Annotated in this window: 18 protein-coding genes; 13 read left to right on the forward strand and 5 right to left on the reverse strand. The window is 60.7% G+C overall.

What is annotated here, in order from left to right:
• The first annotated feature begins 44 nt into the window (after positions 1-44).
• From PSCI_RS21655 to PSCI_RS21685, 7 genes are all read left to right on the forward strand, one after another.
• Positions 45-1349 carry an MdtA/MuxA family multidrug efflux RND transporter periplasmic adaptor subunit gene (locus tag PSCI_RS21655; protein ID WP_045490904.1) on the forward strand — a complete coding sequence of 435 codons (1305 nt, stop codon included), beginning with the start codon at positions 45-47 and terminating at the stop codon, positions 1347-1349.
• Positions 1346-4456, forward strand: coding sequence for an MdtB/MuxB family multidrug efflux RND transporter permease subunit (locus tag PSCI_RS21660; RefSeq protein ID WP_045490905.1), 3111 nt, complete (start codon positions 1346-1348; stop codon positions 4454-4456). The genes PSCI_RS21655 and PSCI_RS21660 overlap by 4 nt, the downstream gene beginning before the upstream one ends.
• Entirely contained in the window at positions 4453-7560 is a 3108-nt protein-coding gene (locus PSCI_RS21665; RefSeq protein ID WP_045490906.1) for an efflux RND transporter permease subunit, read from the forward strand. The genes PSCI_RS21660 and PSCI_RS21665 overlap by 4 nt, the downstream gene beginning before the upstream one ends.
• Positions 7557-9014 (forward strand): efflux transporter outer membrane subunit, encoded by a 1458-nt coding sequence (locus tag PSCI_RS21670; protein WP_045490907.1) that lies wholly within the window; start codon positions 7557-7559, stop codon positions 9012-9014. The genes PSCI_RS21665 and PSCI_RS21670 overlap by 4 nt, the downstream gene beginning before the upstream one ends.
• 114 nt (positions 9015-9128) lie before the next feature.
• Positions 9129-11261 carry a putative bifunctional diguanylate cyclase/phosphodiesterase gene (locus PSCI_RS21675; protein ID WP_045490908.1) on the forward strand — a complete coding sequence of 711 codons (2133 nt, stop codon included), beginning with the start codon at positions 9129-9131 and terminating at the stop codon, positions 11259-11261.
• 71 nt (positions 11262-11332) lie between these two features.
• Positions 11333-12079 (forward strand): SDR family oxidoreductase, encoded by a 747-nt coding sequence (locus PSCI_RS21680; protein ID WP_045490909.1) that lies wholly within the window; start codon positions 11333-11335, stop codon positions 12077-12079.
• A 413-nt stretch (positions 12080-12492) separates the two neighbouring features.
• Positions 12493-13047 (forward strand): MgtC/SapB family protein, encoded by a 555-nt coding sequence (locus PSCI_RS21685; RefSeq protein ID WP_045490910.1) that lies wholly within the window; start codon positions 12493-12495, stop codon positions 13045-13047.
• A 72-nt stretch (positions 13048-13119) separates the two neighbouring features.
• Here PSCI_RS21685 and PSCI_RS29565 read toward each other — a convergent pair whose 3' ends face one another.
• The 3 genes from PSCI_RS29565 to PSCI_RS21695 all read right to left on the reverse strand — a co-directional run bounded on the left by PSCI_RS29565 (position 13120) and on the right by PSCI_RS21695 (position 15012).
• Positions 13120-13281: a hypothetical protein gene (locus PSCI_RS29565; protein WP_173426696.1), complete on the reverse strand. Its 162-nt coding sequence runs from the start codon at positions 13279-13281 to the stop codon at positions 13120-13122.
• Between the two features lie 65 nt (positions 13282-13346).
• Positions 13347-14660, reverse strand: coding sequence for a glycosyltransferase (locus PSCI_RS21690; RefSeq protein ID WP_045490911.1), 1314 nt, complete (start codon positions 14658-14660; stop codon positions 13347-13349).
• Positions 14647-15012 (reverse strand): response regulator, encoded by a 366-nt coding sequence (locus tag PSCI_RS21695; RefSeq protein ID WP_045490912.1) that lies wholly within the window; start codon positions 15010-15012, stop codon positions 14647-14649. The genes PSCI_RS21690 and PSCI_RS21695 overlap by 14 nt, the downstream gene beginning before the upstream one ends.
• Positions 15013-15266: 254 nt before the next feature.
• On the opposite strand from PSCI_RS21695, the gene PSCI_RS21700 reads away from it, so the two are divergent.
• The 5 genes from PSCI_RS21700 (at position 15267) to PSCI_RS21720 (ending at position 22004) form a co-directional block, all read left to right on the forward strand.
• Positions 15267-18788, forward strand: a complete 3522-nt coding sequence (locus PSCI_RS21700) for a response regulator (RefSeq protein WP_045490913.1) — start codon at positions 15267-15269, stop codon at positions 18786-18788.
• Between the two features lie 48 nt (positions 18789-18836).
• Positions 18837-19658, forward strand: coding sequence for a CheR family methyltransferase (locus PSCI_RS21705; RefSeq protein ID WP_045490914.1), 822 nt, complete (start codon positions 18837-18839; stop codon positions 19656-19658).
• Positions 19655-20266 (forward strand): chemotaxis protein CheB, encoded by a 612-nt coding sequence (locus PSCI_RS21710; RefSeq protein WP_045490915.1) that lies wholly within the window; start codon positions 19655-19657, stop codon positions 20264-20266. Before PSCI_RS21705 ends, PSCI_RS21710 begins: the two co-directional genes overlap by 4 nt.
• Positions 20260-21459, forward strand: a complete 1200-nt coding sequence (locus PSCI_RS21715; protein WP_045490916.1) for a hybrid sensor histidine kinase/response regulator — start codon at positions 20260-20262, stop codon at positions 21457-21459. The genes PSCI_RS21710 and PSCI_RS21715 overlap by 7 nt, the downstream gene beginning before the upstream one ends.
• Positions 21460-21626: 167 nt before the next feature.
• Positions 21627-22004, forward strand: a complete 378-nt coding sequence (locus tag PSCI_RS21720) for a response regulator (RefSeq protein WP_045490917.1) — start codon at positions 21627-21629, stop codon at positions 22002-22004.
• 44 nt (positions 22005-22048) lie between these two features.
• Here the strand turns inward: PSCI_RS21720 and PSCI_RS21725 are convergent, their stop codons facing one another.
• Both PSCI_RS21725 and PSCI_RS21730 read right to left on the reverse strand, forming a co-directional pair.
• Positions 22049-24073, reverse strand: a complete 2025-nt coding sequence (locus tag PSCI_RS21725) for a response regulator (RefSeq protein ID WP_045490918.1) — start codon at positions 24071-24073, stop codon at positions 22049-22051.
• Entirely contained in the window at positions 24070-25554 is a 1485-nt protein-coding gene (locus PSCI_RS21730) for an ATPase domain-containing protein (RefSeq protein WP_045490920.1), read from the reverse strand. Before PSCI_RS21730 ends, PSCI_RS21725 begins: the two co-directional genes overlap by 4 nt.
• A 221-nt stretch (positions 25555-25775) precedes the next feature.
• Between PSCI_RS21730 and PSCI_RS21735 the strand changes: the two genes are divergently transcribed.
• The gene (locus PSCI_RS21735) at positions 25776-26588 is read left to right on the forward strand and encodes a crotonase/enoyl-CoA hydratase family protein (RefSeq protein WP_045490922.1); all 813 of its coding nucleotides are present in this window, start codon (positions 25776-25778) and stop codon (positions 26586-26588) included.
• Position 26589: the final 1 nt, after the last annotated feature.

A 26589-nucleotide genomic window follows, 5' to 3' on the forward strand; every position in this document is an offset into this window, starting at 1 on the left:
CATCTGTGCTTATTGTTCAGCCTTCGAAAAAGCCCCCACCTGCAATGGTTGATTTATTCATGCAATCGTCTGGTCCCCGTAACTCTCGTCGCTGGTTGGTTAGTCTGTTGGTCCTGCTGGCGATCATCGGCCTGTGCTGGTGGTTCTGGCCGGCCTCCACGCCGCACAAGACCGCCGAGGCGGGCCATTCAGGCGGGCGTGGCGGCATGGCCCGCCCCGGTTTCGGTGGCTCGACCCAGGCAGTGCCGGTGCGGGTTGCTCCCGCCACTCAGGCGGACTTCCCGATCTATTACAAGGCGCTGGGTACGGTCACAGCGACCAACACCATCAACGTGCGCAGCCGGGTGGCCGGTGAGCTGATCAAGATCCACTTCCAGGAAGGCCAGATGGTCAAGGCCGGTGACCTGCTGGCGGAAATCGACCCGCGTACTTACCAGATTGCCCTGCAACAGGCTGAAGGCACGCTGGCGACCAATCAGGCATTGCTGCGTAACGCCGAGCTCGATGTGCAGCGCTACCGCGATCTGTACCGCGAAGACAGCATTGCCAAGCAGACCCTCGATACCGCCGAGTCGCTGGTCAACCAGTACAAGGGCACGATCAAGACCAATCAGGCCGCGGTCAACGAAGCGCGGCTGAATCTGGATTTCACTAAAATCCGTGCCCCGATTGGCGGTCGGGTAGGCCTCAAACAACTCGATCTGGGCAACCTGGTCGCGGCCAACGACACCACCGCACTGGTGGTGATCACTCAGACCCAGCCAATCTCGGTGGCCTTCACCTTGCCGGAAACCGACGTGCCGGCGGTCATAGAGCGCTATCGCAGTGGCGACAAGCTGCCGGTCGAGGCCTGGGACCGGGGTGATCAGAAGCAGCAGGGCAGTGGCGTGCTGGCCAGTCTCGACAACCAGATTGACGCCACCACTGGCACCCTGAAATTCAAGGCACGCTTTGATAATCGCGATGAATCGCTGTTGCCTAACCAGTTCGTCAACGTGCGGCTGCTGGCCAATACCCTCAGGCAGGCCGTGCTGGTGCCCACCGCTGCGGTGCAGTACGGCACCAAAGGGACCTTTGTTTACTCGCTGGGCGATGACAAGAAGGTCAAGATCAGCCTGCTCAAGACCGGCCCGAGCAACGAGACCTACACCGTCGTGACTGAAGGCCTGGCGGCCGGCACCCAAGTGGTGCTCGAAGGCACCGACCGGCTGCGCGAGGGTACTGAGGTCGAGATCGTCTCCGACAGCAAGGACGTGCCGGCCACGCCGAGCCAGAAACTGCAGGGCAAGCCCGGCAAAGCCGGTGAAGGCTCGGCTTCTGCAGGCGCGGTGGAAAACAGCCAAGCATGAATATCTCCCGCCTGTTCATCCTGCGCCCGGTCGCCACCACGCTGAGCATGCTGGCGATTTTGCTGGCCGGCCTGATCGCCTACACCCTGCTGCCGGTTTCGGCCTTGCCGCAGGTGGATTATCCGACCATCCGGGTGATCACGCTGTACCCCGGTGCCAGCCCGCAGGTGATGACCAGTGCGGTGACCGCGCCGCTGGAGCGCCAGTTCGGGCAGATGCCCGGCTTGACCCAGATGGCCTCCAACAGCTCCGGTGGCGCCTCGGTGATTACCTTGCGTTTCAGCCTTGAGCTGTCGATGGACGTCGCCGAGCAGGAAGTCCAGGCCGCGATCAATGCTGCCAGCAACCTGTTGCCCAGCGATCTGCCGGCACCACCGGTGTACAACAAGGTCAATCCGGCCGACACCCCGGTACTGACCATCGCAGTCAGCTCCAAGACCATGCCGTTGCCGCAGCTCAACGAGCTGATCGACACCCGCATGGCGCAGAAAATTTCCCAGGTGACCGGCGTGGGGATGGTCAGCATTGCCGGCGGCCAGCGCCAGGCGGTGCGCATCAAGGTCAACCCGCAGGCCTTGGCGGCCAATGGCCTGAACCTGGCCGATATCCGCACCTTGATCAGCGCGTCCAACGTCAACCAGCCCAAGGGCAACTTCGACGGTCCGATTCTGACCTCGATGCTCGACGCCAATGACCAGCTAAAATCGGCCGCCGAATACGCCAACCTGATCGTCGCCTATAAAAACGGTGCGCCGCTGCGTCTTAAGGACGTTGCACAGATCGTCGACGGTGCCGAGAACGACCGCCTGGCGGCCTGGGCCAACCAGAACCAGGCAGTGCTGGTGAACATCCAGCGTCAGCCAGGGGCCAACGTCATTGAGGTGGTCGACCGGATCAAGGCGATGCTGCCGCAGATCACCGACAACCTGCCGGCCGGCCTGGAAGTGGTGGTGCTCACTGACCGGACCCAGACCATTCGTGCCGCCGTCACCGACGTGCAGCATGAGTTGATGTTCGCGGTGATTCTGGTGGTCATGGTGACCTTCCTGTTCCTGCGCCGGATCAGCGCCACGATCATTCCGTCAATCGTGGTGCCGCTGTCGCTGATCGGCACCTTTGGCGTGATGTACCTGGCCGGTTTCTCGATCAATAACCTGACGCTGATGGCGCTGACCATCGCCACCGGTTTTGTGGTGGACGATGCGATTGTGATGCTGGAGAACATCTCGCGTCACATCGAGGAGGGCGAGACGCCGTTTCAGGCTGCGCTCAAGGGCGCCCGGCAAATCGGCTTCACCCTGGTGTCGCTGACCCTGTCGCTGATCGCCGTGTTGATTCCGCTGCTGTTCATGGCCGATGTGGTGGGCCGGTTGTTCCGCGAGTTTGCCATCACCCTGGCGGTGGCGATCCTGATTTCGCTGGTGGTGTCGCTGACCCTGACACCAATGATGTGTGCCCGCCTGCTCAAGCGCGAGCCCAAGCAAGAAGAGCAGAGCAAGTTCTATCGGGCCAGCGGCGCCTGGCTGGACTGGCTGATCGAAGCCTACGAGCGCAAGCTGCGCTGGGTGCTCAATCATCAGGCACTGACCATGCTGGTCGCGATCGGCACCATGGCGCTGACCGTGGTGCTGTATATGGCGGTGCCCAAGGGCTTCTTCCCGGTGCAGGACACCGGGGTGATCCAGGGCATCAGCGAGGGGCCGCAATCGGTGTCGTTCACCTCCATGAGTGAGCGCCAGCAGGCCCTGGCGGCGATTATTCTCAAGGACCCGGCGGTGCAAAGCCTTTCGTCCTATATCGGTGTCGATGGTGATAACGCCACGCTCAACAGCGGGCGCATGCTGATCAACCTCAAGCCGCACAGTGAGCGTGACCTGACCGCCGCCCAGGTGATTCAGCGTCTGCAACCGCAATTGGACCAATTGGCCGACATCCGGTTGTTCCTGCAACCGGTGCAGGATCTGACCATCGAAGACCGGGTCAGCCGCACTCAGTATCAGTTCAGCATGTCGTCACCGGACGCCGAACTGCTGGGCGAGTGGAGCGAGCGCCTGCTGCAGGCGCTCAAGCAGCGCCCCGAACTGATCGACGTGGCCAGCGACCTGCAGGACAAAGGCTTGCAGGTGTACCTGGCCATCGACCGCGATGCCGCCAGTCGGCTGGGGGTGACCACCGCCAACATTACCGATGCGTTGTACGACGCCTTCGGTCAGCGGCAGATTTCGACCATTTATACCCAGGCCAGTCAGTACCGGGTGGTGCTGCAGTCGGCGTACTCCAACGAGCTGGGGCCCCAGGCGCTGGAGCAGATCTACGTCAAGACCACCGATGATCGCCAGGTCAAACTGTCCAGCCTGGCGCGGGTAGAACAGCGTCAGGCGCAATTGTCGATCGGTCACCTTGGCCAGTTCCCGGCGGTGATGATGTCGTTCAACCTGGCACCGGGCGTCTCGCTGGGCCAAGCGGTGCAAGTCATCGAACAGGTCCAGAAAGACATCGGCGTGCCGCTGGGCGTGCAGACCCGCTTCCAGGGCGCTGCCGAAGCCTTCCAGGCCTCGCTGTCGAGTACCCTGTTGCTGATCCTGGCGGCAGTGGTGACCATGTACATCGTGCTCGGGGTGCTTTACGAGAGCTACATCCACCCGATCACCATCCTGTCGACCTTGCCGTCGGCGGCGGTAGGCGCGTTGCTGGCGTTGATCCTCAGTGGCAACGACCTGGGCATGATCGCGATCATCGGCATCATTTTGCTGATCGGCATTGTGAAAAAGAACGCGATCATGATGATCGACTTCGCCCTGGATGCCGAACGCAACCGCGGGCTGGACAGCCGCACGGCAATCTATGAAGCGGCGCTGCTGCGGTTTCGACCGATCCTGATGACCACCCTGGCGGCATTGTTCGGTGCCTTGCCGCTGATGCTGGCCACCGGTTCAGGTGCCGAACTGCGCCAGCCACTGGGGCTGGTGATGGTCGGCGGGTTGCTGGTCAGCCAGATCCTGACCCTGTTCACCACCCCGGTGATCTACCTGTACTTCGACCGTCTGGGGCGTCGCTGGGGCCGTAAGCCTGACACCGCGCACGCTGCGCCACAGGCTGACGCATGAACCTGTCGGCGCCTTTTATAAAACGACCGGTCGCGACCATGCTGCTGAGCCTGGCGATCATGCTGATCGGCGGGTTTGCCTTTCGCCTGATGCCGGTCGCGCCGCTGCCAAACATGGACTTTCCGGTGATCGTGGTATCGGCCAGCCTGGCCGGCGCCAGCCCGGAAATCATGGCGTCGAGCGTCGCCACGCCGCTGGAGCGCACCCTGGGTACGATTGCCGGGGTCAGCTCGATGAGCAGCAACTCCAGCCAGGGTTCGACCCGAGTGGTGCTGGCTTTCGACCAGGGCACTGACATCAATGCCGCGGCCCGCGAGGTTCAGGCGGGTATCAATGCCTCGCGCAATCTGCTGCCCAGCGGGATGCGCAGCATGCCGACCTACAAGAAGGTCAACCCGTCACAGATGCCGATCATGGTGCTGTCGCTGACCAGCGAGGTGCTGAGCAAGGGCCAGCTCTACGACCTGGCCTCGACCATCCTGTCCCAGAGCCTGTCCCAGGTGCAGGGCGTCGGTGAGGTGCGCATCGGTGGCAGTTCGCTGCCGGCGGTGCGGGTCGAAGTCGAACCGCATCTGCTTGAGCAGTACGGGGTGTCGCTGGACGATGTGCGCAACACCATTACTGCGGCCAACGTACGCCGTCCCAAAGGCTTTGTCGAAAACGACCAGCACAACTGGCAGGTACAGGCCAACGATCAACTGAGCAAGGCCAAGGATTACGCACCGCTGATCATCCGTTACCAGGATGGTTCGGTATTGCGCCTGGCGGATGTCGCCAAAGTTCGCGACGACGTCGAGAGCCGTTACAACAGCGGTTTCTTCAACGATGAGAAGGCGGTACTGCTGGTGATCAATCGCCAGGCAGGGGCCAATATCATCGAAACCGTGCAGCAGATCCAGGACCGCCTGCCGTCACTGCGGGCGGTCATGCCGGCCAGTGTCAAACTGGGGGTGGCCCAGGACCGCTCGCTGGTGATCAAGGCCACCCTGCATGAAGCGGAGCTGACCTTGCTGATCGCGGTGGTGCTGGTGATCATGGTGGTGTTCCTGTTTCTCGGTAACCTGCGGGCCTCGCTGATCCCGACCCTGGCGGTGCCGATCTCGCTGGTCGGTTCGTTCTCGATCATGTATCTGTGCGGGTTTTCCCTGAACAACCTGTCGCTGATGGCGCTGATTCTCGCCACCGGTCTGGTGGTGGACGACGCTATTGTGGTGCTGGAGAACATTTCCCGACATATCCACGAAGGCAAGTCGCCGCTACAAGCCGCGTTTGTCGGCGCCAAAGAGGTGGGCTTCACCCTGCTGGCGATGAACGTGTCGCTGGTGGCGGTGTTCATCTCGATTCTGTTCATGGGCGGGATGATCGAGAACCTGTTCCGTGAGTTTTCCATCACCCTCTCGGTGGCGATCCTGGTGTCGTTGGTGGTGTCGCTGACGTTGACTCCGATGCTCTGTGCGCGCTGGCTCAAGCCTGAAGTCGAACATGAGCGCACCGGGTTCCAGCGCTGGAGCGACCGGGTCAACGCCCGCATGGTGGTGGCCTATGATCGCAGCCTGAGCTGGGTGCTGCGCCATCCGCGCCTGACCCTGGCCAGCCTGTTGCTGACCATCGCCGGTAATGTCGCGTTATTCGTGATCGTGCCCAAGACTTTCCTGCCGCAGCAGGATACCGGCCAGATCATGGCGTTCATCCGGGGTGATGACGGCCTGTCGTTCCGGGTCATGCAGCCGAAGATGGAAATCTTTCGGCGCGCTGTGCTGGCTGACCCTGCGGTGCAGAGCGTGGCCGGTTTTATTGGCGGTGAAGGCGGGATCAACAACGCGTTCATGATCGTGCGCCTCAAGCCCATCAGCGAGCGCAAGCTCTCGGCAGACAAAGTGGTCGAGCGGATTCGCAAGAACCTGCCGCCAGTACCGGGCGGGCGGCTGTTTTTGCAGGCCGAGCAGGACATCCAGGTCGGTGGTGTGCGCGAACAGGCCAGCTCCCAGTACCAGTACGTGTTGCAGAGCGGCAATCTGGCCCTGCTGCGTGAGTGGTATCCGAAAGTGGTCGCGGCGTTTCGCGGCCTGCCGGAGTTGACGGCCATCGATGCCCGGGAAGGCCGGGGTGCACAACAGACCACGCTGATCGTCGACCGTGATCGGGCCAAAAGTCTGGGCATCGATATGGAAATGGTCACTGCGGTGTTGAACAACGCCTACAGCCAGCGCCAGGTTTCGACCATCTATGACACCCTCAACCAGTACAAGGTGGTCATGGAGGTCAATCCCAAGTACGCCCAGGACCCCAGTACGCTTGAGCAGATCCGGGTGATCACCGCCGACGGTCAGCGCGTGCCGCTGTCGACCATTGCCCATTACGAGCGCAGCCTGGAAAATGACCGGGTCTCTCACGAAGGGCTGTTTGCTTCGGAAGATATCTCGTTCGATCTGGCCGAAGGCGTTAGCCTGGACACTGCCACCATGGCCATCGAGCGTGCTGTTGCCGGTCTGGGTCTGCCCACCGATGTGATCTCGAAAATGGGCGGCACCGGCGATGCCTTCGCCAAGGCCCAGAAGAACCAGCCGTTCATGATTCTCGGTGCGCTGGTGCTGGTCTATCTGGTGCTGGGCATCCTCTACGAGAGTTACATACACCCATTGACCATCCTCTCGACCTTGCCGTCGGCGGGAGTAGGTGCCTTGTTGAGTATCTATGTGGTCGGTTCGCAGTTCAGCCTGATTTCCTTGCTCGGTCTGTTCCTGCTGATCGGCATCGTCAAGAAGAACGCGATCATGATGATCGACCTGGCGCTGCAACTTGAGCGTGACAACGGCATGAGTCCGCAGGAGTCGATCCATCAGGCGTGCCTGCAGCGTTTGCGGCCGATCCTGATGACCACCATCGCGGCCATCCTTGGCGCACTGCCGCTGCTGCTGAGCACCGCCGAAGGTTCGGAAATGCGCCAGCCACTGGCGCTGACCATCATCGGCGGCCTGGTGTTCAGTCAGGTCCTGACCCTTTACACCACTCCGGTGGTTTACCTCTATCTCGATCGTCTGCGCCATCGTTTCAACGACTGGCGCGGTGTGCGTACCGACGCTGCCCTGGAAACTCCGCTATGACTCATTGCCCGGCCACTCCATCCTTGCGCCTGCGTCCGCTGGCGGCCTGCCTGTGCGCGCTGTTGCTCAGTGGCTGTGCCGTCGGCCCCGATTACCAGGTGCCGCAGCTCATTGCCACGGCGCAGTTCAAGGCTGCCGACGGCTGGCGTCAGGCGGCGCCGAGCGACGCGCTGGCGCGTGGCGCCTGGTGGGAAATCTACCAGGACCCGCAGCTCAACCAACTGGTCGAGCGCCTTAATGCCTCCAACCAGACCGTCGCCCAGTACGAGGCTCAGTACCGCCAGGCTCAGGCGCTGGTGCGCAGTTCCCGGGCTTCGCTGTTTCCGACCCTGAACCTGACCACCGGCAAGAACCGCTCGGCGCAGGGCACCGGTAGCAGCAGCTCAAGCCTGTCGAACAACAGCAGCGGCATCCGCGACACTTACAACGCGCAACTGGGGGTGAGCTGGGAGGCCGATGTATGGGGCAAGTTGCGTCGCGGCCTGGAGGCGGGTGAGGCCAACGCCGAAGCCAGCGAGGCGGATCTGGCCGCGATGCGCCTGAGCCAACAGTCGGAGCTGGTACAGAATTACCTGCAACTGCGGGTGATCGATGAGCAAAAGCGTCTGCTCGAAGCGACGGTCCAGGCCTACCAGCGCTCGCTGAAACTCACCGAAAACCAGTACCGCGCCGGGGTTTCCGGACCCGACGCGGTGGCGCAGGCACGCACCCAGCTCAAGAGCACTGAGGCAGACCTGATCGATCTGGTCTGGCAGCGTGCTCAGTTTGAAAATGCCATTGCCGTGCTGATGGGCATGGCCCCGGCCGAGTTCAATCTGGCGGCGACCGATGACATCCCGCCATTGCCGGCCATTCCGGTGGGGGTGCCCTCGACGCTGCTGGAGCGACGTCCCGACATCGCTGCCGCCGAGCGTTCGGTGATGGCGGCCAACGCCAATATCGGCGTTGCCAAGGCCGCTTATTTTCCCGACCTGACCCTGAGCCTCAGTGGCGGTTACAGCAGCAGCTCGTTCTCCAACTGGATCAGCCTGCCCAACCGCTTCTGGTCGGTGGGGCCGCAACTGGCCCTGACCCTGTTCGATGCCGGCAAGCGTTCGGCGGAAGTCGACCGGGTCGAAGCGGTCTATGATCAGACCGTCGCCCAGTATCGCCAGACCGTGCTGACCGGCGTTCAGGAGGTCGAGAACTACATGGTCCAGCTCAAGGTTTATGAGCAGGAGGCGGGCGTGCGTGACGAAGCACTGGCGGCTGCGCGTGAGTCGCTGCGCCTGACCGACAACCAGTACAAGGCCGGCCTGATCGGCTATTTGGACGTGGTCAATGTCCAGGCTACGGCGCTGAGCAACGAGCGCAGTGTGCTGAATGTGCTGCAAAGCCGGCTGGTTGCCAGCGTGCAACTGATCGCGGCGCTGGGCGGCGGCTGGCAGGGCCTGGAGTCTTCCCAGGCGCAATGATCACGGCTTGACCGAGAAACCGCATTTTTTCTGGCTATTTGCCACTTTTTGTCGGGGCGAGCCTATCGGTTGGCGTGGAAGCGGGTAGAATCATCCCCATTGTGATTGGCATGGATGCGCTTACCCGGTCTACGTCATGAGGCATTCCCCGTGATTGGCAGCTACGTTCCCTCGCTGGTCATTATCTCCATCCTGGTCGCAGTCCTGGCGTCCTATACGGCGCTGGATCTGGCCGGTCGTGTGGCCACTGCCAAAGGCCGTAGTGCCTACCTGTGGATGATTGGCGGCGCGTTCGCGATGGGCATCGGTATCTGGTCGATGCACTTCATCGGCATGCTGGCCTTCGTGCTGCCCATCGAGCTGGGTTATGACCTGCTGCTGACACTGGGTTCGCTGCTGATCGCCATGCTTTCATCGGGCTTTGCGCTGTGGCTGGTCAGCCAGCCAACGTTGCCATTCTCGCACCTGGCCCTCGGTGCTTTGCTGATGGGGGCAGGCATCAGTTGCATGCATTACTTGGGCATGGCCGCGCTGCACATGCAGCCGATGATCAACTACGATCCGCTGCTGTTCGGCCTGTCGCTGGTGATTGCCGTGGCCGCTTCAGCCGCGGCGTTGTGGATCGCGTTCAGTCTGCGGCAAAACACCCCGTATGTTTACCTGGCACGTTGCGCGGCCGCGCTGGTCATGGGCCTGGCGATCGTCGGCATGCACTACACCGGCATGGCGGCAGCCAGCTTTGCCGACGGCAGTTTCTGCGCTGCGCTGACTGACGGCCTGAAGACCGATGGCCTGGACAAGCTGGTGCTGGTCACCACTCTGGCGGTGCTGAGCATTGCTTTGCTGACCTCGGTACTGGATGCCCGGCTTGAAGCACGCACGGCCATCCTTGCCAATTCACTGTCCAGGGCCAATCAGGAACTGACCCACCTGGCGTTGCACGACAATCTGACCGGGCTGCCGAACCGGGTGCTGCTCACCGACCGTATCGATCAGGCCATGCGCGCCGCGCAGAAAAATCACAGCAGTTTTGCCCTGATGTTCATGGACCTGGATGGTTTCAAGCCGGTAAACGATGCCTTTGGCCATTATATTGGTGATCAACTGCTGCGCGATGTTGCCCAGCGCCTGCGCGCCAATCTGCATCGCCAGGACACCCTGGCGCGCATCGGCGGTGACGAGTTTGTGTTGCTCATGGAACTGGATGATGTTGGCGAAGCGGTGGCCGTGGCCTCGCGTCTGGTCGAGGTCATTTCCCAGCCGTTCGATGTCAATGCGCACACCTTGCACGTCTCGGTGAGCATCGGTATCTGCCTTTATCCTGGTAATGGCGCCGATCAGCACGAGCTGTTGATGAACGCCGATGCCGCCATGTATCACGCCAAGGCCAATGGCAAGAACGGTTACAGCTTTTTCGAGGCGTCGATGAACACCGACGCCCGCAACCAGTTGCAGTTGCTTCAGGAGCTGCGGGTGGCGATCAGAGAGCGGCAATTCTGTCTGTATTACCAGCCCAAATTCGACGCGCTGAGCGGCCTGCCGGTGGGCGCCGAGGCGTTGCTGCGCTGGAACCATCCGCAGCACGGCTTGCTGGCCCCGGATCGTTTTATCGGCCTGGCGGAAAAGACCGGGTTGATCATTCCTCTTGGTGAATGGGTGCTGGATGAGGCCTGCCAGCAAATGAGCCTGTGGCTGGCACGCGGTTACCAGCATTGGCGGATCGCGGTGAACCTGTCGGCCTTGCAGTTCTGTCATGCCGGGCTGGTGGATGTGGTCAGCGATACGCTGGCGCGGCATCGGTTGCCGGCCAACTGCCTGACCCTGGAAATCACCGAGAGCACGGCCATGAATGACGCCGATGCGAGCATGACCGTGCTCAACAAGCTGTCTGAAATGGGCGTGGACCTGTCGATCGACGATTTTGGCACCGGTTATTCCAGCCTGATGTACCTCAAGCGTCTGCCGGCCAACGAGATCAAGATCGACCGGGGCTTTGTTCATGACCTTGAGCACGACAGTGACGACGCGGCCATTGTGTCGGCGATTGTGGCGTTGGGCCAGGCGCTGGACCTGCGGATCGTCGCCGAGGGTGTCGAGACCGATGTCCAGCAGAGTTTCCTGACCCGCCTGGGGTGTGATTCGCTGCAAGGCTACCTGCTGGGCCAACCGTTGCCGGCCCAGCGCTTTCTCGAAGAAGTCCAGGCGTCTGAGCAACGCGTGCGGGCTGCAGAGCTACCGGCAATTTGATACCCGCCGATTGCCAATACCGCTCAGGCAGTCGGATACTCCCGTTTCCTATCGGATCACAAGAAAAAAATATGGAAAAAGTGCTTCTCGTTACTGGCGGTTCTCGTGGCATCGGCGCCGCCACCGCATTGCTGGCTGCCACTGAAGGCTATCGAATCTGTATCAACTATCTCTCTGATCACAGTGCTGCCGAGCAGGTCTGTAGCCAGGTCCGCGCACTGGGCGCGCAGGCGATTGCCGTGCAGGCCGATGTCAGTAACGAGGACGAGATCATTCGCCTCTATTCCCGGATCGATGCCGAACTGGGGCCGGTCACCCACCTGGTCAACAATGCGGCGAGCATCTCCCACGCGTCACGGGTCGAAGATATGTCGGAGTTTCGTCTGCTCAAGATCATGATGAGCAACGTGGTCGGCCCGATCCTGTGCAGCAAACATGCACTGCTGCGCATGTCACCGCAGCACGGCGGGCAGGGTGGCAGTATCGTCAACGTCAGTTCCGTGGCCTCACGGCTGGGTGCGGCGAACGAGTACGTCGACTATGCGGCGTCCAAGGGCGCGCTGGATACCTTTACCATTGGCCTGGCCAAAGAGGTTGCCGGGCAGGGCATCCGCGTCAACGCGGTGCGTCCGGGCTATATCTTTACCGATTTTCACGTTCACTCGGGCGACCCGTTCCGGGTCAGCAAGCTCGAAGGCGACCTGCCGATGCGCCGGGGCGGAACCGCACAGGAAGTGGCTGAGGCGATCATATGGCTGCTCTCGGACAAGGCGTCCTATGCGACCGGCACGTTTATTGATGTCGGCGGCGGGCGCTGAATTGAAAGCCACTGATTTTTAATGGGTATCGCGTAGGAGATTGCCCGCCGTCTCGGTGCCGCGCTGTCGCGCAGCACACATGGAGCCACGTAGGACCGGCTTTGGCCGCAATACTGTTCAAATAAGCACTGCGGACCCGGTGGGAAGAGCCGGCCGGCGCCCCGGTCTGCTCGCGAAGAGGCCAGTAAAGTCACAGCATCTGCTGCGAATGCGCCTCCGTCTTCGCCAGCAGAGCTGCCTCCCACCGAGATTTGTGGACTTAACTGAACAGTATTGGCTTTAGCTGCGAAGGCTTCGCAGCTGAAGCTGCTCCTACGAGAGGATCAATAACCGGCCACGCAGGTTTGGCAGATTTGCATGGCTGGCCGACAACCCCTAATGTGACCGCGATAAACCCACGCCAAGGAGCGGTCATGAATTCGTGGTGGCAACAGGTACTGGCAACCGTACAATCGGAGTTCGCCGATATTGGCGATATCGAGCAACTGACCCGCGTGACGCTGCGCCTGGCCACTGCCGCGATCCTTGGCGGCATCCTCGGTTTCGAACGTGAGCATCGCGGCAAGGCCGCCGGTGTTCGTACCCACATGCTGGTCAGCATGGGCGCCGCCTTGTTCGTCCTCGCCCCGGACATGGCCGGCGCCGACGACACTGCCTTGAGCCGGGTCATCCAGGGCATCGTCGCCGGCATCGGCTTTCTTGGTGCCGGCACCATCCTCAAAGAGCACGCCAAGAACATCTCCCAGGTCAAGGGCCTGACCACCGCCGCAGGACTCTGGATGACCGCCGCCATCGGCGTGGCCGCAGGCATGGGCCGCGAGGTCATGGCGATCCTCAGCACCTTGCTGGCCTTGGGCATCCTCAGCCTGGTGCCGCATGTCGTGGACCGTCAAGAGCCTAAACCGAAGAATCATGGCGACGGGGCTGAGGCAGATAACGAGCATACCGACCGCCAGGAAGTGTCCTGAGCGTGTGAGCGCGATCGCAACCGGCCGCACCGGTGGTTCGAGACGGAGGCTGACCGTCAGCCTCCGGCCGGTTCATAGTTTCGCCGGTGCTTCTTCGCTGGGTGGGTCGCCCATCGGTGTGCCCTTGTCGGCAGGCGGGGCAATGGGCGGTGGTTCCTCTTCGGTTGGCGGAACAGGAATAACCGGATCGTCGATATTCGGATCCGGTGCTTCAGGCGGGATTGGAATGTTCATCGGGCTCTCCTGGCGGGGGAATGTCTATCGTTCGATTTGCCGCTGCGGGCAAAATTCCCGCTGATTCACGCCAGCCGATTCTTGGCCTCGATCCATTGCGCCATGTACTGGGTACTTTTGTGCTGATGGTGGCGCAACATGGCCCCGGTGAAGTTGTTCAGGCGATGGCGTGGCAAGTCATTGCGCAACTGCTCGATGCGTCCGATCAGGCTCGCGCAGTGGGTCGGGTAGCCATAGCGTGTTTGCAGCAACTGCCAGCCGTCGCGCTGCGCCTGCTCCCAGCTCGGCTGGTTTTGGTACAACTGCACGGCTGCGTCAGCAATGGCCTGCGCCGTTTCAGCGATCATGCCGGGCCAGGGCAGGGTGCCCTGCATGGCTTCGCTGCCGATCGGTGTGGTTACTGAGGGGGTGCCACACAGCATGGCGTCGATCAGCTTGCCCTTGATGCCAGCACCGAAGCGCAGTGGCGCCAGGCACACACGGGCCGCCGCCATGACCTGCAGGGCATCTTCGGCCCAGTCTTTGACAAGAAAGCCCTGCGCCGCATTGTGCAGCGCGGTGGCTTTGGGCGGCGTGTAGGCGCCATACACATGCAACTGCGCGTGAGGCAATTGTTTGCGGATCAGCGGCCATACGGCATTTTTCATCCATAGCACCGCGTCCCAGTTCGGCGCGTGGCGAAAGTTGCCGATGCTCAGAAAGTGCGCTCGCTCGGCAAAGCCGGTTGTGCTGGCCGGGCTGCCTTCGAGCATCAATGGGCACCAGTGCAGAAGCTGCGCCGCAACGCCGAAGCGCTCGTTGAGCAACTGCATTTCAACGTCAGAGGTCATCAGGTTCAGGTCGCAACGGTAGAGCGCGGCGATTTCGCGCTGAGCCAGGTCGCTGGCGGCCATGCGGGTAAATAAACCGTGGTGATCCGGCTTGAAAAGCTCGGTTAAATCAGCGCCTTGCGCATCAGCCTTGAGGATATCGCGCAAGATTGCCTGGCGCGCATGGCGCAGGCTCTGCAAATCCGAGGTCTCAAGGATGCGCAGTGCACCAGGGCACTGTTTTTCGACTCGCCAGCCAAACTGCTCCTCGATCATGAATTGATCGAACACCACAATATGTGGGTCAAGTTCGCTGACAAAGGTGTCGAAACTGCTGTTATTGAGCTCGATGCTGCATTCATCAATACCCAGGCTGCGCAAGTCGGCCTTGTGCGGTCCTTCAGTGGCCGGGCTGGCGAACGTGATCTGCCAGCCTTGTTCGATGAAGCACTGCAGCAGTTGCATCACGTGACCGCTGGCGGCAGAAGAGCGTGGTTCCGGCCAGACGTAACCGATAAACAACAGGCGGGTCAGTTGCCCGGCGTGGGGGTGTGGATCATGGGTTGCCAAGAATGTGTTTTACCTTGTCGCGTAATTGGTCGATGGAGAAGGGCTTGCCAATTGAATGCATGCCTTCGGGAATATCGATGATTTCTGCATAGCCGCTGGCGAACAATACCGGCACCTGCGGGCGGATCTGGCGCGCCTGGCCGGCAAGGTCGGTGCCTTTCATATCAGGCAGGCCTTGGTCGGTCATCAGCAGATCAATATGCACTGCGCTGTCAGTGAGCATTTTCAGGGCGGCAGCGCCGTCTTCGGCCTCCAGCACGGCGTACTCGAGTTCTTCCAGAACATCGACAATCAGCATGCGCACGATGTCGTCATCTTCGACCACGAGAATGGTGCTGGTTTGGGCTGGCATGGGTAACTCCCTAAAAAATGGCATTGAAAGCCACATTGCTGTGACTCCCTATGTCTGTAAGTAAAACACCGTCAGAAGTTCCCTTAATGGCTCTGCGCCATAGTGCTGCTCCCGTTAATCGTCACCATTGTGTGATGCAGGCGACTTATTGCCAATTTATGTCTGAAATTTCAATCCCGTATGAGCGAAAACGGAATCTTTTTGTTAAGTTTGCGTCACACTGTGTCATTTCACCGGGCCATCAGGGATTTTTCATGAATCGTCCGTCCAACGTCGATGAACAGCGTTTTCGTAAATTACTGGGACGTAACGTCAGCCTGCCACTGGGTGTGGGCGTGCTCAGCGCGGTGTTTTTCATCATTCTGATCAACTACCTGCTGGCCGCGATCCAGTGGGTCGAGCACACCGATCGGGTGATCAACAACACCAACCGCTCGCTGAAACTGTCGATTGACATGGAAACCGGCCTGCGTGGTTATCTGCTCACTGGCGATGCGCAGTTTCTCGACCCCTATGAGGTCGCCCGGCCGTTGCTCAAGGCCGAGCTGCAAGGTTTGCAGACGCTGGTTACCGACAACCCGACGCAACTGGACCGTTTCCGCCGTCTGTCGACCCTGCAGGATGAGTGGGAGAGCTTTGCCCAGGAAATGATCCAGTTGCGCCGCAGCAGCGGTGACTTCCTGACACCGACCCGCGCCGGGCGCGGCAAGCGCATCACCGATCAGATCCGTGGCGAGTACGACCAGGCCGTGGCCATGGAACAGCAGCTGCGTCTGAATCGCAACGCCGACGTCACCCGCATTACCATTTTGTCGGTGAGCCTGTACCTGGTCTTTGTGCTCAGTGTCAGTGCCATCCTGGCCTGGATGGGGCGTCGCGATTTGCTCACCTTGTCAAACACTTACGGCGCCAATCTGAAGCTGCAGCAAGACAATGCCGAGCGTCTGGAGAAGGTCGCCTGGCTGCGTAATGGTCAAAGTGAGCTGGCCGAGCAGGTGATCGGTCAGTTGACCCTCAATCTGGTCGGTCGCAACGTGCTGCAGTTTTTTGCCCGCTACATGGGCGCTGCGGTGGCGGCAGTTTACGTACGCCAGGAGCACGGCGGCCTGGTCCGGGTGGCCGCTTACGGTTTTTCTCGCGAGCAGGAACAACACGAGCAATCGCTGTACGCCGGTGAAGGGGTTATTGGTCAGGCGGTCGATGAACAACGGATCCTGACCCTCGATTCGCTGCCCACGGACTATTTCAAGATCAGTTCCGGGCTGGGTACTGGCAACCCGTCCAGCGTGGTGATTGTGCCGACCCGCAATGACGAGCAGGTCAACGGCGTCATTGAGCTGGGCTTTCTGCGTCCTCTGGCTGAGCGTGACATCGAGTTTCTTGAGTTGGTGGCCGGCAATGTCGGTACCTCCATCGAAGCGGCGCGTTATCGTCAGCGGCTGCAAGAGGTGCTGAGCGAAACCCAGCAGCTCAACGAAGAGCTGCAGGTGCAGCAGGAAGAATTGCGCACCGCCAATGAGGAGTTGGAAGAGCAATCACAGATCCTCAAGGAATCCCAGGCACATCTGGAAACCCAGCAGGCAGAACTGGAGCAGACCAATGTGCAGTTGGCCGAGCAGGCCCAGGCGCTGGCCGAGCAGCGCGATGCACTGGACCGCAACAATGACGAACTGAGCAATGCGCAGATCGAATTGCAGGCCCGTGCCGACCAATTGCAGCGCTCCAGCCGTTACAAGTCAGAGTTCCTGGCCAATATGTCCCATGAGCTGCGTACGCCGCTCAACAGTTCGCTGATTCTCGCCAAGCTGCTGGCGGAGAATCCGACCCGTAACCTTAGTGACGAACAGGTCAAATTTGCCGAGTCGATCTATTCGGCGGGCAACGATTTGCTCAACCTGATCAACGATATCCTCGATATCGCCAAGGTCGAGGCCGGCAAACTTGAAGTGCGGCCGGAAAACTGCAGCCTGGAGCGACTGCTCGAAGGGCTTGAACGAATGTTCCAGCCACTGGCCCGCCAGAAGCAGTTGCAATTGAGTGTCGAGCTGCAACCCGGTACGCCTGCGCTGCTGCACACCGATGCGTTGCGCCTGGAGCAGATTCTCAAGAACTTGCTGTCCAACGCAGTCAAGTTCACCGAGCGAGGCAGCGTCAGCCTGATCGCTTCGGCGCGGCCTGAGGGCGGCGTGGCGTTCGCTGTCTGTGATTCCGGAATCGGGATCGCCGCTGATCAGCAACTCAGTGTCTTCGAGGCGTTCCATCAGGCTGATGGCACCACCAATCGTAAATATGGCGGCACCGGGCTGGGGCTGTCGATTTCACGCGACCTGGCCGCCCTGTTGGGTGGTTCGATCAGCGTCTCGAGTACATTGGGCAAAGGCAGCGTGTTCACCCTGTTGATGCCCCAGGTCTGGGTCGCCTCCGGCGAGGGCAGCGAGCACGTCATTAGCCCGGTGGTCAGCACGCCAGTGGCGAGTTTAAGCGCCGCCGCCTTGCCGGCCAGCACCCCGCAACCGGCGCTGGCAACGCCAGAACCGAGCGAGCCAGCGCTGCAAACATTCGCGGATGATCGTGAGCTGGCGCCCTTTGTGGGGCGTTGCATTCTGGTGATCGAGGACGACGTGAGGTTCGCGCAGATCCTCTTTGATCTGGCGCACGAACTGGGTTACCGCTGCCTGGTCGCCCATGCGGCCGATGAGGGGTTTGATCTGGCGGTGCAATACTCGCCCGATGCGATCCTGCTCGACATGCGCCTGCCGGATCACTCCGGCCTGACCGTGTTGCAGCGCCTCAAGGAACAGCCCGGCACCCGGCATATTCCGGTTCATGTGATTTCTGTCGAGGACCGTCAGGAAGCGGCGCTGCATATGGGCGCCATTGGCTATGCGGTCAAACCCACCACCCGTGAAGAACTCAAGGATGTGTTTGCCAAGCTTGAAGCCAAGCTGACCCAGAAGCTCAAGCGTGTGCTGCTGGTCGAGGACGATGCGTTGCAGCGCGACAGCATTGCCCGGCTGATCGGTGACGACGACGTGGAGATCACCGCGGTGGGCTTTGCCCAGGAGGCGCTGGACCTGCTGCGCGAGCACGTCTACGACTGCATGATCATCGACCTGAAGCTGCCGGACATGCTCGGCAACGAACTGCTCAAGCGCATGGCCGGCGAAGGCATTCGGTCGTTCCCGCCGGTGATTGTCTACACCGGGCGCAATATGACCCGTGATGAAGAAGCCGAGCTGATGAAGTATTCGCGCTCAATCATCATCAAGGGCGCACGCTCGCCGGAGCGGCTGCTCGATGAAGTGACGTTGTTTCTGCACAAGGTCGAGTCGCAGTTGTCCAACGAACGGCAGAAGATGCTGCTGACCGCCCGCAGCCGCGACAAGGTGTTCGAGGCGCGGCGCATCCTGGTGGTCGATGACGACGTGCGCAATATCTTCGCCCTGACCAGCGCCCTGGAGCACAAAGGCGCGGTGGTGGAAGTGGCGCGCAATGGCCTGGAAGCCATCGACCGCCTTAACGAGGTCCCGGATATCGACCTGGTGCTGATGGATGTGATGATGCCCGAGATGGACGGCTTCGAAGCCACTGCGCAGATTCGCAAGGATCCGCGCTGGCGCAAACTGCCGGTCATTGCAGTCACCGCCAAGGCAATGAAGGACGATCAGGAGCGTTGCTTGCAGGCCGGGGCCAATGATTATCTGGCCAAACCTATCGATCTGGACCGGCTGTTTTCGCTGATCAGGGTATGGCTGCCGAAAATGGAACGTATTTGAGTGCGTGCGGCCAAAGCAGCACGCTGATTTACCTGCTCAGGTTTGTACATGTCCTATGACAAAAACGTCGATATCGAGCTGCGCTTGTTGATTGAGGCGATTTACCTCAAATACAGCTACGATTTTCGCGAGTATTCCGGTGCTTCGATCAAACGCAGGGTGCAACATGCCCTGCGTCAGTTCGAGTGCGGCACCATCTCGGCCTTGCAAGAGCGTGTGCTGCACGACCCGGCCGCGTTCATGCAACTGCTGCAATGGCTGACCATCCCGGTCAGTGAGATGTTTCGTGACCCGTCACACTTTCTGGCGATCCGTCAGGAAGTGGTGCCGCTGCTGCGCACTTACCCATCGCTGAAAATCTGGATTGCCGGTTGCAGCACGGGTGAGGAGGTGTACTCCATGGCCATTTTGCTGCGTGAAGAAGGCCTGTTGGAGCGCACCATTATTTACGCCACCGATATCAATCCCTATTCGCTGGACAAGGCCAAGCAAGGCATCTTCTCGCTGGACAGCGTACGCGGCTGGGCGCAGAACTACCGACTGGCCGGCGGTCAGGGCGAGCTGTCGGACTACTACACCTCGGCCTACGATTACGCGATCTTCGACAAGAGCCTGCGCGAGAACGTCACCTTCGCTGACCATAGCCTGGCGACCGACAGCGTATTTTCCGAAACGCACCTGATCTCTTGTCGCAATGTGCTGATTTATTTCAACAAGAAGCTCCAGGATCGGGCTTTCGGGCTGTTCCATGAATCGCTGTGTCATCGCGGTTTCCTGTCGCTGGGCAGTAAGGAAACACTGGACTTCTCGGCCTACAGCGACGTGTTCGAGACGCTGATCAAGCCGGAACGGATCTACCGCAAGTCATGAAAACCCACTTCGATGAGCACGCTGCTGGCGGGCTGCCGGTTGTGCAGGCGGTGGTGATTGGTGCGTCAGCGGGTGGGGTCGAGGCCTTGCTCACACTGACCCAAGGCATCGCGGCCGGCTTTCGCCTGCCGATTCTGGTGGTGCTGCATTTGCCGGAACAACGCAATAGTCAGCTGGCTCAGGTATTCCAGAGCCGGTTGCCGATTGCGGTCCGTGAGGCGCGGGACAAGGAAGCTATCGTTGCCGGCACTCTGTATTTCGCGCCGGCGGGCTATCACCTGTCGGTGGAGGATGATCTGAGTCTATCGTTGAGTCAGGAAGACAAAGTGTTTCACTCGCGCCCCAGTATCGACATCCTGTTCGAGTCGGCAGCCGACGCCTATGGCCCAGGGCTTGCCGGTGTGTTGCTGACCGGTGCCAATGATGATGGTGCCCGTGGCCTGGCGCGGATCAAGACGTTTGGCGGCCTGACCGTGATCCAGAACCCGCAGACCGCTGTAGCGCGGGCCATGCCTGAAGCCGGGCTGCGTTTGCAGACCCCCGATTACCTGTTGCCCTTGTCCGAGATCAGGGCCTTGCTGACCCAATTGGAACGAATTGCATGCTGAGTCAGATCCAGGCAAAACTGCTGATCGTCGACGACCTGCCGGAGAACTTGCTGGCCCTCGAAGCGTTGATCCGCCGTGAAGACCGCATCGTTTATAAGGCGCTGTCGGCCGATGCCGCGTTGTCGCTGCTGTTGCAGCATGAGTTTGCGCTGGCGATTCTGGATGTACAGATGCCCGGCATGAACGGTTTCGAGCTGGCCGAGATGATGCGCGGCACAGAAAAGACCAAGAGTATTCCCATCGTGTTCGTCACCGCTGCCGGTCGCGAGATGAACTATGCGTTCAAGGGCTATGAAAGTGGTGCGGTGGACTTCCTGCACAAACCGCTGGACATCCATGCGGTCAAGAGCAAGGTTAATGTGTTCGTCGAGCTGTACCGCCAGCGCAAGGCCATGAAGCAACAAGTCGAGGCGCTCGAACAGGCCCGCCAGGAACAGCAGGTGCTGCTGGAGCAACTGCAGAGCGCCCAGGCCGAGCTGCAGCGCGCCGTGAGCATGCGCGACGATTTCATGTCGATTGTCTCTCACGAAGTGCGTACGCCGCTCAACGGGCTGATTCTGGAAACCCAGTTGCGCAAACTGCATCTGGCCAAGAACAACGAAGCGGCGTTCAGCATGGACAAGCTGCGCGGCATGGTCGAGCGTGACGAGCGGCAGATTCAGAGCCTGATCCGGCTGATCGAAGACATGCTCGATGTCTCGCGGATCCGCACCGGCAAATTGTCGATCCGCACCAGCGCGTTTGATCTCGGTGAACTGGTCGGTAACTTGCTGGAAAGTTTTGCCGCGCAAGTGGCGGCAGCCGGCTGCAGCCTGCAGTTGACCACCTGTGAGGCGGTCATCGGCGTGTGGGACGAGTTTCGTATTGAACAAGTGCTGGCCAACCTGCTGACCAATGCGTTGCGTTATGGCGCCGGCAAGCCGATTGTCGTCAGGGTCTACGTCGACAGCCGCCGCAACCAGGCGCGGGTCGATGTGACGGACCAGGGCATTGGTATTTCCGCCGAGAATCAGGCGCGGATCTTCCAGCAATTCGAACGCGTCAACGCCGGCCATGCAGTCGCCGGGCTGGGGCTTGGACTATTTATCTCCGAACAGATCGTCATGGCCCATGGCGGTGAGCTACTGGTGGAGAGCGAGGAGGGCAAGGGCTCGACGTTCAGCCTCTGCCTGCCGTTGCAGCCGGTCGTTTAACAGGCGGTTATATGCCTTGGTGGTGCGCAGGGTCATAGCCCTGCCGCAGGCGTAACAGGCTGGGGGCCGGTTTTTGCACGGCAATCGTAAATTGTCAGGCAATCTGCGCAACCTCCGCCGTGCACCGTGGTCGTATTGGCAGCTATTTGAAGATTGAAGGCCGTTCCATGAGCGTTGATGCGCAAGACGTTGTACTGATCGTCGAAGACGAACCCCTGATCATGATGCTGCTGGCCGATTATCTGTCCGGCGAGGGCTATCGTGTGTTACAGGCCGAGAATGGCGAGCAGGCGTTCGAGATTCTCGCTACCCGGCCACACCTTGACCTGATGATCACTGACTACCGCCTGCCGGGCGGTATTTCCGGGGTGATGATTGCTGAGCCAGCGGTCAAGCTGCGCCCGGATCTGAAGGTCATTTTCATTAGTGGCTACCCGGCGGAAATCGCCGAGTCCGGCAGCCCGATTGCTACCCGGGCGCCGATTCTGGCCAAGCCGTTCACGATGGAAACCCTGCATACGCAGATCGAGAAGCTGCTGGCCTGAGCCGGCCAGCAGAGACCGGCGACGGTCTCGGGCTGGCGTGGGGGTCAGACCTCGATCATCTCGCGCACTTTGGCGGTCAGGTGGTCGAAGGCGAAGGGCTTACTGATCATCTGCATATCACTGCCAAGAAACTCGCCTCTGACTGCCGCATGTTCGGCATAACCGGTAATAAACAGCACCTTCAGGCCAGGGCGTAGCTGGCGGGCAACTTCCGCCAGTTGGCGGCCGTTCATGCCTGGCAAGCCGACATCACTGATCAACAGATCAATACGCGTCTCTGACTCCAGCAGCGGCAGTGCCGAAGGTGCGTCTGCGGCCTCGACGAAGGCATAGCCCAATTCGCTGAGTACCTCGCTGACCAGCCGCCGTACGGCCGGGTCGTCCTCGACAATCAGCACGGTTTCTCCGGCCCTGGCATAGCTGGCGGCGCTTTGGAATGTCAGTTGATCGTCCTCTTGCTGGCCTCTGTAGCGCGGCAGGAACAGTTTCACCGTGGTGCCACGGCCAACTTCGCTGTCGATGGCAACATGGCCGCGTGATTGCTTGCAGAAGCCATAGATCATCGACAAGCCCAGGCCGGTGCCTTGGCCGATGGGCTTGGTGGTGAAAAACGGGTCGAAGGCGCGGTTGACGATGTGCTCGGGCATGCCACTGCCGCTGTCACTGACGCTGAGTAATACATAGTCACCGGGCAACAGGTTTTCATGGGCATCGGTGAAGCGCCGCTCCAGGCGTTGGTTGCGCGTTTCAATGCGCAACCGGCCGCCGTTCGGCATGGCATCGCGGGCATTGAGCACCAGATTGAGCAGTGCACTTTCCAGCTGATTCGGGTCGGCCTCGGCGGTCCATAACCGGGGTTCAAACTGCATATCGAGCTGAATGCTTTCGCTGACGCTGCGCTGGATCAATTCATCCATGGCCTTGATCAGATGATTCATCTCAACCGGTTTGGCGTCCAGCGACTGGCGCCTTGAGAATGCCAGTAAGCGGTGGGTGAGGGCGGCGGCGCGATTGGCCGACGTCACCCCCAGATCGATCAGGCCGCCGAGATCATCGGTGCGCCCGCGAGCAATACGCCGACGCAGCAGTTCCAGGCTGCCGATGATGCCGGTGAGCATGTTATTGAAGTCATGGGCGATGCCGCCGGTAAGCTGGCCGACCGCTTCCATTTTCTGCGACTGGCGCAAGGCTTCTTCATTCTGGCGAAGCTGGACGGTGCGTTCTTCGATCTGTTGTTCAAGGGTCTCGTTAAGGCGCCGCAGTTGTACTTCGGCCTGCTTGCGTTCGCTGATATCGGAGGTGACGCCGACCAGCGCGGTGATCTGGCCGTTCTCGCCGCGGATCGCCCGGGCCCGCACATCCACCCAATTCAGCGAGCCGTCTGGCCACAGGTTGCGATACTCGATAATGAAATCGGCGCCGGTATCGAGACTGCGCTGCAAGGCTGATTGCATGCGTGGCTGGTCTTCGGCATAGACCGCATCGAGCCAGTCGTCATAGCTGAACAGGGTATGCTCGTGACGACCGTAATGCGCCAGGGTGATCGCCGAGCAACTGAGTTGCAGAAATTCGGTCTCCAGTTGCCAGGACCCCAGACGGCCTGCGGTCAAGGCGTTCTGCAAGCGCTTTTCGCTTTCCAGCAGATCATCCATACGCCCCCTGGCCTCGTATTGGCGGCGGCGCCCGCGTACGGCGGTGGTCACCAGGCTGACCAGGGTCATGGGGTGAAAGGGCCGTTCGAGGAAGCTGACGTTGCCCAGTTGCGTACCCAGCCGGGTCGAGGGGTTTTGCTCCGGGCCGCCATGGCGGGTCAGCAAGACCACCGGCAGGTCCGACCAGGGCGGTTGTCTGGCCAGCAGCTCAAGCAACGGGTTGAGGTCGGCGCCGCGCAGCGCCTCGTCGGCAATGATCGCCAGCCCCGCACCAAGGCTCAGCTCAGTGGCCAGTTCATTAAGATCTTGCACGGCTTTGGCGCGTAAACCCGCCTCGCTGAGGATGTTGATCGCTATCTGGCTGTCGCGCCCGTTAGGGGCCAGGATGATCGCACGTTCGGAAAAGGCCGGGATCACGTCTGGTCATCCTGCAACAGCGGATGGTTGTCGCCAAAGTAGCTGGGTACCCCGCGTAATACGCCTTGAAACGCATGCAGGGGAGTGCCGATGCGCAGGCCGGCCTGGCCGATCTTGTATTCACGGATCGTTGACTCATGGGTGCCGGTACGTTTTTTGATAATGGAAATCGCCCGGCGTACTTCGCCCATGGCTTCGAAGTAACGCAGCAGGATGACCGTATCGGCCAGATAGGTGATATCAACGGGGGTGCGCATATCGCCGACCAGGCCATGCTGGGCAATGGTCATGAACGTCGAAGCGCCCTGGCGATTGAGGTAGAGCAACAGCTCGTGCATGTGCAGCACCAGCGCGTTCTCTTCCGGCATCGCGGCCTGATAGCCATTGAGGCTGTCGATGATGACCGTCTTGATCTGCTGCTGGTCAACGCAGCGGCGTACCCGATGGGAGAATTCACCGGGCGACAGCTCTGCAGCATCCACCTGTTCGACCCAAAGCCGGTTTTGATCCTGAAACGCCTGCAGGTCGATGCCCATGGCGCGCATGCGTTCGTACAACAAACCCAGCTCTTCATCGAAAACGAACAGGCCGACGCGCTCGCCACGGGCCATGGCCTGCACGGCGAATACCAGCGCGGTCAGCGACTTGCCGGTGCCGGCCGGCCCCAGAATCAGGGTGCTGGATCCGCTGTCGATGCCGCCACCGAGCAAGTCGTCAAGTTCCTGAATGCCGCTGGTGTACTGCTGGCGCTGATAATTGCTGCGGTGTTCGGCCGCCACCAGGCGTGGAAACACCTGGATGCCGCCCTGGGCAATGGTGAAGTCATGAAAGCCGCCACGGTATTTCTGGCCGCGGTATTTGATCACTTTGAGTCGGCGCCGCTCGGCACCGTAGGCCGGGGTCAGTTCCTGCAGGCGAATCACGCCATGGGCAACACTGTGCACGGTCTTGTCCAGAGCATCAGTGGTCAGGTCGTCAAGCAGCAGCACCGTGGTATCGAAACGGGCAAAATAATGCTTCATGGCCAGTACCTGGCGCCGGTAGCGCAGCGAGCTCTGGGCCAGCAGGCGGATTTCAGAGAGGCTGTCGATCACCACCCGCGACGGCTTTATCCGCTCGACGGCTGCAAATACCTGAGCCACGGTTTCACCCAGCTCCAGGTCCGAGGAATACAACAGGCTTTGATGTTGCTCGGCACTGAGCAGGCTTTCTGGCGGGGTCAGCTCGAAGACTGCGATCGATCCGTCCAGCTCCCAGCCATGGGAGCGGGCGCTGTCGCGCAGCTCACCCTCGGTTTCAGAGAGCGTGATGTACAGTGAGGTCTCGCCAGCCTGCGCACCGGCCAGCAGAAACTGCAACGCCACGGTGGTCTTGCCGGTGCCGGGTTCGCCTTCGAGCAGAAACACATGCCCGCGGGAAAGTCCGCCGCTGAGGATGTTGTCCAGACCATCAATGCCGGTTGCTGCCTTGGATGTACTCAATGAATGCCCTCTCGATACTCGGCGCGATCAGCCACTACCTGGCCAGTTTAGCTGCGTAGTCTCTGGACACCGGGCGCGGGTACGGGTTCCGGGCAGTCGCCAGGTTGTTTTGGGTGAGGCGCTTGAAGCGGTCCGGCAAATGGCACAAGCGTCGCCTTACGACGGTCATGGCTGCCTTGTTATAGTCCGGCGACGTTGCCTAGCCCGCCAGAGGTTCATTCATGTCTGACTATCAAGCTTTCAATGTCCAGCTCGTTGATAAGGTCGCTCATCTGCAGATCAATCGGCCAGACAAGCTCAATGCGATGAATGCGGCGTTCTGGCGCGAGATCGTCGAGATCTTCCACTGGGTCGATGAACACGATGAGATCCGCGCCGTGGTGATCAGTGGCGCCGGCAAGCACTTTTCTTCCGGGATCGATCTGGCGCTGTTGGGCGCAGTGGCGGGCGAGCTGGGCGCTGACGCCGGGCGTAACGCGCGGCTGCTGCGGCGCAAGATCGAGCAGTTGCAGGCGTCTTTCACGGCTGTGGCCGAATGCCGCAAACCGGTACTGGCGGCTATTCAGGGCTATTGCCTGGGCGGTGCCATCGACCTGATCGCTGCCTGTGACATGCGTTACGCCGCCCAGGACGCGCAATTTGCCATCCGCGAGATCGACATGGGCATGGCCGCCGACGTCGGCACCTTGCAGCGTTTGCCGCGCATCATCGGCGATGGCCTGTTGCGCGAGCTGGCTTACACCGGGCGCACCGTCGATGCTACCGAGGCCGAGCGTATTGGCCTGGTGAACCGGGTTTTTACCGACCCAGCGCAATTGCTTGAAGAAGTCATGGCCCTGGCCCGGCAGATTGCGCAAAAATCGCCGCTGGCCATTGAGGGCACCAAGCGCATGATCGATTACATGCGCGATCACCGGATCAATGATGGCCTGGAACACGTTGCCATCTGGAACGCGTCCATGCTGCAATCGCCCGATCTCAAGCTGGCCATGCTGGCACAGATGAACAAGCAAAAGCCGGTGTTCGACGATTGAA

Source organism: Pseudomonas sp. StFLB209 (assembly GCF_000829415.1).
In the GTDB taxonomy this organism is placed as follows: Bacteria; Pseudomonadota; Gammaproteobacteria; order Pseudomonadales; family Pseudomonadaceae; genus Aquipseudomonas.